Here is a 12,356-nt window from a genome sequence, read left to right as displayed (position 1 = left end):
TCCTTCTCCTTTGTATATTAATTTATATATTTGGATTTTTATGCATTTCCTTGTAAAAAAAATGAGTTATACCAAGATGCTTTTCTTTTTAACAGCTTTAGATATTTTTTTGACGCCTTCCGCCAGTTCTTCATAACTCATGTTTAGAGGCGGGAGAAGACGCAAAACACACTCTCCTGCCGGCAGTGCCAGCAACCCATCGTTTTGAAGTTCCTGAATGAGTGGCGCGGCTTTATGACTGAATTCAATCCCTGCCATCAACCCCAGCCCTCTGACTTCTAATACTTCCGTACAAGGAGATAGTTCTTTCTGTAATTCTTCAATTAAAAAAGCGCTTTTTTTCATCACTTCATCCAGAAATACGTCAGAGAACACTTCTTTTAGTACGGCACTCGCTGCTGCCATGGCAAGCGGATTCCCTCCGAAAGTCGTTCCGTGGCTGCCTGGTCCAAACGCTGTACTTACTTCCTCTGTCCCCAGTACAGCACCTACTGGAAAACCGTTGCCTAGTCCTTTTGCGGACGTAACGATATCAGGTTTTAATCCATAATGCTGAAAAGCAAAAGCTTTCCCAGTCCGTCCAATCCCAGTCTGCACTTCATCAATGATCAAAAGTATGTCATGATCATTGCAATGGTGCTGAACCCTTTGCAAGAAGGATTCATTTCCCGGTATGACACCGCCTTCTCCTTGAACCACTTCGATCATTACCGCAGCTGTCTGTGAATCAGCGTATTTTATCAATGAATCAAAGTCATTAAAAGGGACCGTTTGAAAGTCCGCCAGCATCGGCCCGAATCCTTTTTTAATCTTATCCTGCCCCGTAGCTGCCATTGCTCCATAGGTTCTTCCATGAAAGGACTGCTCAAACGTTATGATTTTTGTTTTCCCAGTAAATTTCCTTGCCAGTTTAATAGCCGCTTCATTCGCTTCCGCTCCGCTGTTGCAGAAAAACACTTTATTTAGATGAGTAGGCTTAACCAGCAGTTCTGCAGTTTCTTCCTGCAGATCAGATTGGAACAAGTTAGATGTATGCCAGACTTTTTTCAATTGATTTTCAACCGCAGCTGTAACCGCTGGATGAACATGGCCTAAATTGCAAACACCAATACCGCTCGTAAAATCAAGATATGACTTGCCCGCGTGATCGGTCAGCTTACTCCCGCTTCCACTTTCAATCTGCAGGTCCCTTCTGCCGTAGTTTGAAAATAGTGCACTCAACTGTATACCTCCTCTTTTATGATCATCGTCCCTTTCATTTCTTTTCCTACGATCTGAATTTCTTTAATTTTGGATTGCAGACATCCTATAGCTGCCTGTACTTTTGGAATCATCCCTCCAGTTATGACTCCGTTATTGATCAGCTCATGTATTGAGGCAATGGACGCTTTTTGAACAGTCTTGCCTTCTGCCATAATTCCGTTGACGTCTGTCACAAAAATCAGAGATTCTGCCTCCATGGCAGAGGCAACTTCAAAGGCGACTGTATCCGCATTTAAGTTCAAGATTTCTCCAGTAAGATTTCTTGATACTGATGCGATGACAGGGATAAAACCAGCTTTGATCAACTGCGTCAGCGTTCCGCTGTTCACCTTTAAAATCTTGCCCACATGGCCCCATTGTTCTTTTTTAAGATAGTCACATTCCAATAACGCACCATCATTGCCATTTATTCCGATAGCTTTGAGCCCCAGCTGGTTCAGCTGATACACAAACCAGGGATTCAGCCGGCCTGCCAGTACCATTTCGGCTGTTTCTGCCGCTCGGCCGGAGGTTCTCCTCACACCGTTGATAAATTCGTTTGGTATGGACAGGACATTCATAAATTTGGTAATATCCGGTCCGCCTCCATGAACAAGTATGATCTGTTTTCCTTCTTCCTGCATGTCTTTTAATCTCTGGAAAAATGAAGGCTCCAGTGCTTTCAGAATGCTCCCCCCGCACTTAATGATTACCAATTGATCCATCCTGTCTCCTCCTCACGTCGTATAGCTGGAATTGATTTGTACGTAATCATAGGTTAGGTCGCAGCCCCAAGCTTTTCCTATTCCGTTTCCTGTATGGAGGTTGACTGTTATGGAAATTTCGCTCCCTGTTAAGTAGCCTGAGATCTCTTCATGGTTAAAGCGTTCGATTTCGCTCTGCACCAGTACAGGAAAATCTCCTATATAAAGATCAATCGCTTCCGGACTCATTTCGATGCCTGCATATCCAAGGACAGCGACGATCCTTCCCCAGTTGGGATCACAACCGAAGATGGCCGTTTTCACTAGCGGTGAACCTACGATGGACTTTGCTGCCGCTCTAGCTTCCTCACTGCTTGCCGCCCCTTCCACCGTCACCTCGATCAATTTCGTTGCTCCCTCCCCATCTCTGGCGATGGCTTTCGCAAGTTCGGTGCACGTTAGTGTCAATGCTTGAAGGAATGTTCCCCAGTCAGGGTGCTCAGGAGTGAGTTCCTCATGATCTGCATATCCATTGGCAAGTATGAGAACCATATCATTCGTCGATGTTTCACCATCAACAGTAATGCAGTTGAAGCTTTGATCTGTCACTTTCTTCAGTGCATGATGAAGGTTTTGGGGAGATATGTTAGCATCCGTCGTTAAAAAGGAAAGCATCGTCGCCATATTCGGATGAATCATTCCAGATCCTTTCGCTGTACCCGCCAGCACCACCTCTGACTCGCCGACAGTAAAAGAGTAACAAGCGTTTTTAGTCTTCGTATCGGTCGTTAAAATCGATTGGCTGAACTCCAGCGCTTGATTCAGTTTGGATGCGGGATTCAATTGCTGAATTCCTTTTAATATTGTATCGATCGGCATCGGCTCGCCGATAATGCCCGTGGATGCTACGCCAACATGAATCTGTTGCAGCCCAAATCGTTCACTCACTTCATTGCGCATGGCATAGGCATCCAATCTGCCCTGTTCCCCCGTAAAGGCGTTGGCGTTCCCAGAATTAACAATCACGGCCTGCAGCAATCCTTCAGTTTCAATGCTTTCCTTCGTGACCTCCAGGGGAGCTGCCTTGATCTTATTTGTTGTATATACGGCCGCAGCTGAAGCTGGTTTCTCACTCAAAATTATTCCTAGATCCTTTTTCTTGTATTTAATTCCGGAGTTTATACCCGCAGCTGAAAATCCTTTTGGCAATGTAATATTTGATCCTGTAACTTTTTTTAGATGAGATGAAACGATAGAAGCCACATCGGCTCTCCTTTCTTTATGGAAAAACTGGACTTGCCGGCAATCCGGCTGTTTCCGGAAATCCATTCATTAGATTAAAATTATGTACAGCCTGGCCTGCTGCACCTTTCATTAGGTTATCGATGACCGATACAGCCGTTATACGCTGTGTCCGGTGATCAAAGGACCAGCCGATGTCACAAAAATTGCTTCCGTAAACCTGCCTGGTGGAAGGAAATCCTTGTGATGGAGAAAGCCTGATAAAATCATGCTGTTCTGCATACTCGATATAGGTTTCCTCAATCTCCTTCGAACTGACCCCCTCCTTCACTTCCGCATACATGGTGTTCATGATTCCACGGGTCATAGGAACTAAATGTGTACTGAACGTAATGGGCTTGTTCGTTTCACTATAGTGATGGACCATTTGTTCAATTTCTGGAATATGCTGATGCTGGTTTACCTTATAGATTTGCAGATTATCATTAGCAAACGGAAAATGTGCCGAAACAGAAGGAACCGCCCCAGCTCCTGATATACCAGACTTTGCATCAATAATAATCGTACTGACTTCTATTAAACTCTTTTTGATCAGCGGCAAAAGACCGAGCAAAGCTGCCGTCGGATAGCATCCGGGGTTGGCAATCATCTGAGCGTTTTTTATCAGATCGGTGTTCCACTCTGATAATCCATAAACCGCTAGATCAACCCACTTGGGATCGGGCGGTTCCTTTTTGTACCACTGCTGATAATCCTCACTTTTCTTTAAGCGGAAGTCTCCTGCAAGGTCAATTACCTTCATCCCCCGCTCAAGAATCGGAGGCAGCAAACTCGCAGATACTCCCGTAGGTGCTGATGAAAACAGAAAGTCAACCTGTTCAGGAATTTTGTAAGGATCAATGTCTTCCAGCTTTCCCTCCTTGATGCCGTTCAAATGAGGATAGATTGTTTCAATCGATTCTCCTTTTTTACTTGATGAGTACAAAGTCAGCTTTTTTACACCGGGATGCTGCTGCAGCAGCCGAACAAGTTCAAGCCCTCCGAAGCCTGTTGCTCCTACAATACCGACATTCAAAACTTCCACCTCGTTATTTTTAATGTATGTTTCATTATATGTATGTATAAAGATAAATTCAACTGTATATTTATAAATTTTTATTTTTTCTGAGTTGATTACACAAATCGTTGCGTTTAAGATGAGGAAAAGGAGGTGGGAGAATGAAGGAATATGTGGGAGAATGCAGCCAATGCAAAAAGCCCATCTATTGTTTAGAGGGCTTTTTAAATGGCATTCATGTGGACCAAACGACATTATTATGTTTTTCGTGTGCAGAACGTGAAAATTAACCTCCGCTTACCGGAGGAATAAAGGCGACAGTATCCCCTGTGGACACTTCTGTATCATCATCGGCAAATTCTTCATTGACCGCCGATAGACAGCCTATGAACATTTGCGGAGAATCATACTTTTTTTCTAACGCAGATTTAATATCAGAAATGCGGAGCCGTACTTCATCCAACTGAAGCTCAGCTGTGCCTGCGCGTTCCTGCATTCCGGCAAACAACAACACTTTAATCATTTTTATCTTCCTCGCTTTCAGGATGGCCTTTTGAATAGGCCGCTGTTTCAAGCTGATCTCCCACCCACATCTCTCCGTTATCCCAATGTTCTTTTTTCCAGATGGGGACAATTTCTTTGATGCGCTCGATCGCGTAGCGGCATGCATCAAAGGCTTCTGCCCGGTGAGGTGTAGAAACCGCGATAACAACAGCAATATCAGAAATATCCAGGCTGCCGATTCGGTGGGAAATGGCCGTTCTTGATCCCGGCCAGCGGGCACTAATCTCATCGCCTATTTTCGCAAGCTGTCTTTCTGCCATCGGAATATATGCTTCATACTTTAAAAAGACCGTTCTTTTACCCTTCGTCAACTCTCTGACAGTTCCTATAAATGTATTTACGGCCCCGGCTTCCGCCCTGATTACTTTGTCTATAATGTCCTGTACCAAAATTGGTCCAGTGACAATTTCAAATCGTTTCATGTATTCAACCCCTTAAACAAATCCAGAAGAAAATCTATATATTGTACCTTTTCGCCAATCCTGAAAAATGGAAGATCTGCTGATATCAGCTGCCTGGAAACAGGCGGCCATGCAATCACCGCAAGAATTTCCACGCTGTCTTCAAGAAGTTTGAGATCTGCATTCTCCTTTAGCAGGACGATGCGAGGCAGCTGATGTTCCTTGAATCCCTCAAGCAGCAGCAGATCAAGTCCCAGCGGTTCATAGAGTTCAAGCAGCTTGCATAAGCTTGCTTGCATATTAAGACAAAGCTGAAAAGTATTCCCGCCTTCAACCCCTGAAACAACTGCCCCCGCTCTGCGGTGTGCTGCGGTATCCGATTCATCGTCCCGAAATTCAACCCGGCCGCCATGTCCATGATGCTTAAGCGTTCCGGTCATGATTCCAGCCCTGGCCGCAGCCTCTAACAGGTTTGTAATCAAAGTTGTTTTTCCGCTGTTCTTATATCCTACAACTTGGACTTTTCTGCCAGATCCCATGGCCATACACTGCCTTCCCCGTCTAATAAGAGCGTGGTCACTTCCGATCCTTTTTCCCACCCCCTCGTTCCTCCAGGCAGAACGATTAGCGCATTGGCCTCTGCGAGGGAGGAAACGGACCCCGATTTATCCAAGCCTACTGGAACAGAAAATGGTGCAGATCCCCTCCATTCCACTCTGCTTCGCACAAAACGTGTAAATGGATTCGGTTTAAGGAAATCCTCCTGTAACTCTGTTTTTAATACGCCAAGATGAACCTTGTCGGCATTCAAGGCATTCAAAAGATAAGGACGCACGAACAGCTCACAGCCCACAAAGCATGCTGACGGGTTGCCGGAGAGGCCAAATAAAAGTTTCCCCTTGTAATCCGCTGCTGAAGTAACGCTCCCCGGCCTCATCGCGATTTTATTAAAAAGCAGCTTTGCCCCCATCTTTTTATAGATTGCCGGCAAATGATCAAAATCTCCCACTGAAACACCGCCTGTCGTGATTAACACATCACATCGTTCTAAAGCGCTGACAATGCCCGTATACGTTTGCTCGAAATCATCCGGCAGTTTGCCGAGTATGTGAGGTTCACCGCCTATTTTTTTGATCTGTGAGGCAATCATGTAGGCATTGCTGTTTCGAATCTTTCCGGGAACGAGCTCCTCCCCAACATCCAGCAGTTCTGTACCAGTAGCTAATATCCCCACCACCGGCTTCTTCATTACCTTCACTCTTTCATAACCGAAGGTAGCCAGAAGAGCGACAGCACCCGGATGAATTTTTGAGCCTTTTTTTAAGATCTGAGTTCCCTGTTCTGTGTCTTCCCCCTGTTCAGAAATATTATCACCTGGGAGGACAGTTCGTCTTATCTCAATATGCACGCTGTCCCTCTCGCTCACGAGCTCCAGCATGATGACGGCATTTGCACCTTTTGGAATAGCAGCCCCCGTCATTAGGCGTACGGCCTCTCCCTCTTGGACTGTTTTTTCAGAAACATGGCCTGCTCCGATTGAATCGATCACGTTTAAAATTACAGGAGCTTGTTTTGATGCACCATTTGTATCTTCAGCTCTAATTGCAAATCCATCATAAGGAGAACGATCAAAAGGAGGCACATCATGGGTAGTTTTAATGTCTTCCGCTAAATAACGGTTATCACTTTCTTCAAGAGGAATCGTTTCGGTCGGCAATTCAAATGTTTGATCCAGTACACTCCGTACTGCTTCCCAGACGGGTATGATTTTCCGTTTTTCAATCGGCATCATGCTCACCTCTCTCGTTGGTTATTTCAGATCTATAAATATTTGGCAAACCATTTTACCGTTTCGAGATACGCCGCCCTAGATACTTTATGTCCTGAGGTTTCATCCGCGATGTATTGGATTTTCTCAGGATTTTTATAAACAGCCTTTGCTTTTCTATAGAAATCGCAGCTTTGGCTGAAAGGTACCACTTCATCGATTTTGCTGTGCCATAATAACAGAGGCCGATTATCAAGCTTTTCCATGCACGATGTTAAATCAAAGGGCTTGATGATGGAGATGACCTTCGCGAGCGCCTCTTCTGAAAAAGGAAAGGAAACTTCCTGCTGTTTCATCTTTTCAATCTGCCAATAAGCAAAATCTTCATAGTACGGTGTTCCCATAAGTGTTACAGCTGCTTTTATATAAGGATACTGTGACAGAGCGCCAAATGTAATGATCCCTCCCATGGAAGTACCTGAAACTCCTACCCTCTCACGGTCAATTATGCCTTCCCGATCAAGAGATTGAACAAGTTTATGTATGTCTTGGATACCTTGAACGACGATATCCCAGAAGGAATACATCCTTTTATCTCCTGAAACATCAGACATTCGTTCACCATGATGAAGCATATCCGGCAGAACGACACGGTATCCTTTTTGGGCAAGGGCATAGGCAAAGTGCAGGTTGTGCTCCTTTGCGCTCGTGAATCCATGGATAAACAACATTAAAGGAAGCTTTTCATTCTCTTTGCCACCTTCAAAAGCATGCAGCACCGGAATGTTATCAATTGTTCGTGTTTCTATGGTTACCATATACTTCTCCTTTGCTTATCGTTTACTCTATCATAACAAGTTAATCAAAATTTGCGTATTAGAAAAGCTCAAGCGCCCGTAAAAGTCCGACAAGCGCTGGAACTCTTACCCAACAACACATTTTTTGTGTTGTTGGGTAAGAGTGAAGCGACCTAAGACGAAATGGTAATTATTTTTCGTCTCTCGAGGACTTACGCTGAAAACTGAAGTTCGTTTTCAGGACTGGGTGATTGAGCTAGACATTACATCAATGCATGCTAAATTGCTTTTTGCTTTCTTACCTTGATCACATTGCCTTACTGTTTCTTTTTATTGTAATAATTCACAGGATACATGCTTCCTTCCGACACCATTTCATTATCATCGACATCATATGGATCGGGATGGCCCGCTTTATTCACAGGCAGTTTCTGATCTTTTTCCTCTTTTGTCAGAAAAGGAAGGATTTTATCTTTCATATCATTGACCATCATTTTAGCCATAGCCCTGTTGGAACCCTTACGCAAGAGGTAGGATGTTACTCCAGCAGCGGACAATGCAAAACCAGATAGCAGCAAATATTTCTTCTTCATGGAAACTCCTCCTTCTTGAACCGATATGTTTGTAGCATTACCCTTGACCCGCTACAGTAAAACTTCCTTATAATGGACAGTGATTAAGGAAAGCTTTACACTAAACTTGAGAACCGAAGAAAAGGCAGGAATCTGAATGAAGAAACCGTATTTAATCGCGTTAGATCTAGACGGCACCTTACTGAATGATAAAAAAACGATTTCGGATCGAACAAAAAACGCCGTTCTTCAGGCTAAAAAAGAAGGGCATATCATCTGCATTTCAACCGGCCGCCCTTATCGTGCAAGCACCATGTATTATGATGAACTTGGCTTAAACACACCAATTGTTAACTTTAACGGCGCATTTGTTCATCACCCCCACGATAAGAAGTTTGGTGTGTACCATTCCCCATTGGAACTTTCACATGCGAAAAGAGTCATTCAAACTGCTGAAGACTTTCTTGTGAAAAATATTATGGCTGAAGTATTGGATGATGTGTATTTGCACAAAGAAGACGAGGTCATTGTCAATACGTTTATCATGGGAGAGAACCCGGCACAGACGGGGGACCTTCAAAACATGCTCACTGATGACCCTACCTCCATTTTGATTCATCCTCAGGATCATCACGTTGCTGAATTGCGGGACCAGCTGAAACAGGAACATGCTGAAGTAATCGACCAGCGCGTATGGGCTGCTCCTTGGAACATCATAGAAATCATACGTGCCGGTTTAAACAAAGCTGTAGGATTAAAGAAGATCGCCGAATATTACAACATACCAACAGCAAGGGTCATTGCATTTGGCGACGAAGACAATGACTTGGAAATGATTGAATATGCAGGACACGGAATTGCGATGGGCAATGCCATTTCCGAATTGAAAAATATCGCAAACTTTGTAACGGCAACAAACGAAGAAGATGGAATCGCCCTTTACTTAGAAGATGTATTGTCATTAAAATGATGTAATCCATTAAACCCGGCAGAGACTAATCTTTGCCGGGTTTTTATAAATTTTGGAAGGGTGAGCTTTCTACATAAAACTCGTGCTTGTGTAAAAACTAATATAAACCGTTAGGAGGCAAAAATGAATGAGCAAGCACAGCAAATCAAAACGTGCTATACAGCAAGGCGCTGATGAAGTAAAGCATAATGACGTTCAGCAGCAGCTAAATGAAGACATTAAAGAAACGAAGCAAGAAGTTCAAAAAAATATTACATTAGGAGGAAATTAACCGATGGGTAATAATATTTTTCAGAGAGCAAGAGAAGCTGTTTCCAATCTGGTTGGAAAAAATGAAGAGGGACAACACGAACAGCATGAGCAAATCAGCCAGCATAACAATGACTTCAGCAACGAAGACGTTTCAGTAGCACAGAATATTATCTCTTCCGCCATGGCTGACTCTTCTGATGCAGAACGCCAGCAGCTTGCTGAACTGCAGGAAGAGCTTGATCAGACAAAAAGCAGCACGCAAGACCAGCAGTAAAAGGGCCGAGAGTTTTCTCTCAGCCTTTTTTTATGGGTAACCCACTATAGCAGTAACATTCTTTTCGAAGCTTGGGATTTTGAAATCTTTTCCATTTTTCGGATGACGAGATCTGCAAGGAGTTTATAGCCCTTTTTATTAAAATGCAGGCCATCATTATTAAGCATCTTGCAATAATCTTTGTTGATCATCTCTGTCCATAAATCCACGAAATGGGTATTGTACTTTTTTGCCAATTTTCTTACCGCAAACGCGTAATTCTTCAACTCCTCATTTGATCTCGCATGTTGAAAACGTTCGTTAACCGGTGACGGAGAAACAAGGATGACCTTTGATGGACCAAGCTTTTCAATCATGTATTCCAGGTTTTTTTTATATTCTTCCACTTCGATTAAACGATGTCTGCTCGCATCATTTGCACCAAAAAGAATGGTCACCAGATCAGGGTCATGCCGTAAAACGTCTTCCTGAAAACGGGTTAACGCCACTCGCGTGGTTTCAGCAGGTACACCTGCATTAATAACATTCCATTTCTGCAGGGACAAACGCACCCTTGAACTCAGCCTAAGTGAACCGTCATCGCTTTTTTCCTCAGAAGTGATGCTGTCACCGAAGCACACCAATGTTTTCATGAACTCCCCCCTTGCCATTTTTTAGTTTCATTATAAATATTCGCCTGTAAAATTCATTTGCTCACAGTCGCAAAGTGATTATTTTGTTATAATGTAGCTACAAAACCTATTTGCATGGAGGATTTTAATGTTTGTCTATGAAGTTCCGGCTGACGCCACTGAGGATTTAACCAAGAAAATCGCGGATTTGATCTCTCAGCAGCGTACGCGTTCAGAGGATGATGGCAGTTATCAAAAAGTACTAAACGGCATTTCTCTTGCCATCCAGAAGGATTCCAACTCAGGCGTCATCATCGCCGAGGAAGCAGGAGAAGTTTTCGGAGTTGCATTCTACAACATCGGAATCAGCTTGCCTCTCGGCGGCCCCTATCTTTGGTTAAACGAACTTTTCGTCCGGGAAAATGCGCGAAACAAAGGAATTGCCCGCAAAATTTTGCTGCATCTGATCCATTGGGCAGAACATGAAGGGATTAAGTCCATAGAGCTGGAAACAGGAATCAACAATTCAGTCACAAAACACCTGTACAACTCCCTTGATTTTCATGATATTGTATCACAGAGGTATCGTTTTAATTTTTAATAACAGGAGATGAGAAGAATGGCAGTAGAATTTGGAATACAACCAACCCCAAACCCAAATGCTCTTAAATTTTCCGCAAGCCAGCCCTTTTTAGAAGGCAGATTATCAGCCAGAGCAGGAGAAACACCTGATTCAGAATTGGCACAATCCCTTATTGGCATTGATGGTGTGGAATCCATCTTCGGTTTTCAAGACTTTATTACCGTAAACAAATTTCCTGAAAGTGATTGGGACGAACTGGTGCCCCAAATTCAGAAAGTTCTGGAAACGTTATAATAAAAAAAAAGAGTACCTTGCAGGTAAAATTCCCTGAAGGTACTCTTTTTTCTATTGATCATCTCTTCGAAATAACCCGAAAACTCCAGTCGTGTTCACTATATTGGTGAATGCACTTGGATCGACTTCTTTAATGATGTGTTCTAAATCATATAGCTCATATCGGGTTACGACAATAACAAGCATCTCTTTGTTTTCGTTTGAGAATGCTCCTTTTGCAGGGACGATCGTAATTCCCCTAACCAGCCTTGAGTGGATGGCTTCTTTTAATTCGCTTCCCTTTCTCGTCACAATCATAGCCGTCAGTTTCTCATGGCGGGTATGGATTGCATCGATGACACGGGTACTAACATATAAAGTAACGAGTGTATAAAGGGCTTTCTCCCACCCGAAAAGCAGCCCGGCCGCAAGGATGATACAGCCGTTTAAAATCAGAAAATATGTTCCGATCGGACGGTTGTGTTTACGTGACAAAATCATGGCAACGATATCTAGGCCCCCGGTTGAAGCACCATATTTTAGCGTAAAGCCGACACCAACAGCGGCAATCACTCCTCCAAATACCGCATTGAGCAAAATATCCTTTGAAATTTCAACAACAGGAATGATTTCAAGAAAAAAAGACATCATAAAAACACAAAAAAAGCTGTAGATGGTGAACGATTTACCAACCTTCATCCATCCTAGAATGGCTACCGGAATGTTTAGAACAAACAAAAGCATTCCAGTTGAGATAGGAACTGGTGAATGGACAAGCAAGCTAGAAACGAGCTGTGCCACACCGGTAAATCCGCTCGCATACACTTTGGCAGGTATTAAAAATAAATTAAGGGCGGCTGCATTCAACGCAGCACCTAAAATAATGGCGATAATTTTCTTGATTTCTTGCATGGGTGTGTAATTCATTCTTAAATTTCCTTTCGATTCATAGCTTCCCAACTATACTTTTTTATCAGAATTAACTTCTGGAGTCAATAGGCACAAAGGTTTTAGCTTGAAACATTCTATTGCCATTACCAATAGTG

At 43.3% G+C, this 12,356-nt stretch carries 18 protein-coding genes; 6 read left to right on the top strand and 12 right to left on the bottom strand.

Annotated features, from left to right (window positions below; all coding sequences use genetic code 11):
• Positions 1-66: 66 nt before the first annotated feature.
• Genes argD through argC form a run of 4 tightly spaced genes read right to left on the bottom strand, consistent with a single transcriptional unit; the run spans position 67 to position 4,263 of the window.
• Positions 67-1,221, bottom strand: coding sequence for an acetylornithine transaminase (argD, locus tag LCY76_RS08940; RefSeq protein ID WP_248252353.1), 1,155 nt, complete (start codon positions 1,219-1,221; stop codon positions 67-69).
• The gene (gene argB / locus LCY76_RS08935) at positions 1,218-1,967 is read right to left on the bottom strand and encodes an acetylglutamate kinase (RefSeq protein WP_248252352.1); all 750 of its coding nucleotides are present in this window, start codon (positions 1,965-1,967) and stop codon (positions 1,218-1,220) included. Before argB ends, argD begins: the two co-directional genes overlap by 4 nt.
• Positions 1,968-1,979: 12 nt before the next feature.
• Positions 1,980-3,209, bottom strand: a complete 1,230-nt coding sequence (argJ, locus tag LCY76_RS08930) for a bifunctional glutamate N-acetyltransferase/amino-acid acetyltransferase ArgJ (protein WP_336606250.1) — start codon at positions 3,207-3,209, stop codon at positions 1,980-1,982.
• A 16-nt stretch (positions 3,210-3,225) separates the two neighbouring features.
• Positions 3,226-4,263 carry an N-acetyl-gamma-glutamyl-phosphate reductase gene (gene argC / locus LCY76_RS08925; protein WP_248252351.1) on the bottom strand — a complete coding sequence of 346 codons (1,038 nt, stop codon included), beginning with the start codon at positions 4,261-4,263 and terminating at the stop codon, positions 3,226-3,228.
• A gap of 143 nt (positions 4,264-4,406) precedes the next feature.
• Here argC and LCY76_RS23825 point away from each other — a divergent pair, with 143 nt between their 5' ends.
• Positions 4,407-4,535, top strand: a complete 129-nt coding sequence (locus LCY76_RS23825) for a hypothetical protein (RefSeq protein WP_255357532.1) — start codon at positions 4,407-4,409, stop codon at positions 4,533-4,535.
• Here LCY76_RS23825 and LCY76_RS08920 read toward each other — a convergent pair.
• The 6 genes from LCY76_RS08920 to LCY76_RS08895 all read right to left on the bottom strand — a co-directional run bounded on the left by LCY76_RS08920 (position 4,532) and on the right by LCY76_RS08895 (position 8,368).
• Positions 4,532-4,768 carry a MoaD/ThiS family protein gene (locus tag LCY76_RS08920; RefSeq protein WP_248252350.1) on the bottom strand — a complete coding sequence of 79 codons (237 nt, stop codon included), beginning with the start codon at positions 4,766-4,768 and terminating at the stop codon, positions 4,532-4,534. The two genes, LCY76_RS23825 and LCY76_RS08920, sit on opposite strands and share 4 nt — an antisense overlap.
• Positions 4,761-5,231, bottom strand: coding sequence for a molybdenum cofactor biosynthesis protein MoaE (locus tag LCY76_RS08915; RefSeq protein ID WP_248252349.1), 471 nt, complete (start codon positions 5,229-5,231; stop codon positions 4,761-4,763). Before LCY76_RS08915 ends, LCY76_RS08920 begins: the two co-directional genes overlap by 8 nt.
• Positions 5,228-5,755: a molybdopterin-guanine dinucleotide biosynthesis protein B gene (gene mobB / locus LCY76_RS08910; protein WP_248252348.1), complete on the bottom strand. Its 528-nt coding sequence runs from the start codon at positions 5,753-5,755 to the stop codon at positions 5,228-5,230. Before mobB ends, LCY76_RS08915 begins: the two co-directional genes overlap by 4 nt.
• On the bottom strand, positions 5,719-7,002 hold the full coding sequence (locus LCY76_RS08905; RefSeq protein ID WP_272885588.1) for a molybdopterin molybdotransferase MoeA: 1,284 nt from the start codon (positions 7,000-7,002) through the stop codon (positions 5,719-5,721). The genes mobB and LCY76_RS08905 overlap by 37 nt, the downstream gene beginning before the upstream one ends.
• A 29-nt stretch (positions 7,003-7,031) precedes the next feature.
• Complete coding sequence (yjfP, locus tag LCY76_RS08900) at positions 7,032-7,796, bottom strand: esterase (protein WP_248252347.1); 765 nt, start codon at positions 7,794-7,796, stop codon at positions 7,032-7,034.
• A gap of 296 nt (positions 7,797-8,092) precedes the next feature.
• On the bottom strand, positions 8,093-8,368 hold the full coding sequence (locus LCY76_RS08895; protein ID WP_248252346.1) for a hypothetical protein: 276 nt from the start codon (positions 8,366-8,368) through the stop codon (positions 8,093-8,095).
• Between the two features lie 136 nt (positions 8,369-8,504).
• On the opposite strand from LCY76_RS08895, the gene LCY76_RS08890 reads away from it, so the two are divergent.
• The 3 genes from LCY76_RS08890 to LCY76_RS08880 all read left to right on the top strand — a co-directional run bounded on the left by LCY76_RS08890 (position 8,505) and on the right by LCY76_RS08880 (position 9,843).
• The gene (locus tag LCY76_RS08890) at positions 8,505-9,317 is read left to right on the top strand and encodes a Cof-type HAD-IIB family hydrolase (protein ID WP_248252345.1); all 813 of its coding nucleotides are present in this window, start codon (positions 8,505-8,507) and stop codon (positions 9,315-9,317) included.
• 127 nt (positions 9,318-9,444) lie between these two features.
• Complete coding sequence (locus LCY76_RS08885) at positions 9,445-9,588, top strand: hypothetical protein (protein ID WP_156316220.1); 144 nt, start codon at positions 9,445-9,447, stop codon at positions 9,586-9,588.
• A gap of 3 nt (positions 9,589-9,591) precedes the next feature.
• On the top strand, positions 9,592-9,843 hold the full coding sequence (locus tag LCY76_RS08880; RefSeq protein WP_248252344.1) for a DUF3813 domain-containing protein: 252 nt from the start codon (positions 9,592-9,594) through the stop codon (positions 9,841-9,843).
• Between the two features lie 44 nt (positions 9,844-9,887).
• Here LCY76_RS08880 and LCY76_RS08875 read toward each other — a convergent pair whose 3' ends face one another.
• Complete coding sequence (locus LCY76_RS08875) at positions 9,888-10,475, bottom strand: SGNH/GDSL hydrolase family protein (protein ID WP_248252343.1); 588 nt, start codon at positions 10,473-10,475, stop codon at positions 9,888-9,890.
• A gap of 127 nt (positions 10,476-10,602) precedes the next feature.
• Here LCY76_RS08875 and LCY76_RS08870 point away from each other — a divergent pair, with 127 nt between their 5' ends.
• Together LCY76_RS08870 and LCY76_RS08865 are read left to right on the top strand one after the other, a co-directional pair.
• Positions 10,603-11,055, top strand: a complete 453-nt coding sequence (locus tag LCY76_RS08870) for a GNAT family N-acetyltransferase (RefSeq protein ID WP_248252342.1) — start codon at positions 10,603-10,605, stop codon at positions 11,053-11,055.
• Positions 11,056-11,073: 18 nt separating this feature from the next.
• A complete protein-coding gene (locus LCY76_RS08865; protein ID WP_248252341.1) occupies positions 11,074-11,331 on the top strand; it encodes a NifU N-terminal domain-containing protein in 258 nt (85 codons plus the stop codon).
• 51 nt (positions 11,332-11,382) lie between these two features.
• On the opposite strand, the gene LCY76_RS08860 is transcribed toward LCY76_RS08865, so the two are convergent.
• Positions 11,383-12,237 (bottom strand): YitT family protein, encoded by an 855-nt coding sequence (locus LCY76_RS08860; protein WP_248252340.1) that lies wholly within the window; start codon positions 12,235-12,237, stop codon positions 11,383-11,385.
• Between the last annotated feature and the right edge of the window lie 119 nt (positions 12,238-12,356).

Origin of the sequence: Fictibacillus marinisediminis (assembly GCF_023149135.1) — a bacterium.
Lineage (GTDB): Bacteria > Bacillota > Bacilli > Bacillales > Fictibacillaceae > Fictibacillus_C > Fictibacillus_C marinisediminis.
Note: the sequence above shows the minus strand (reverse complement) of the source record. Positions and strands in the feature narration are given on the sequence as shown.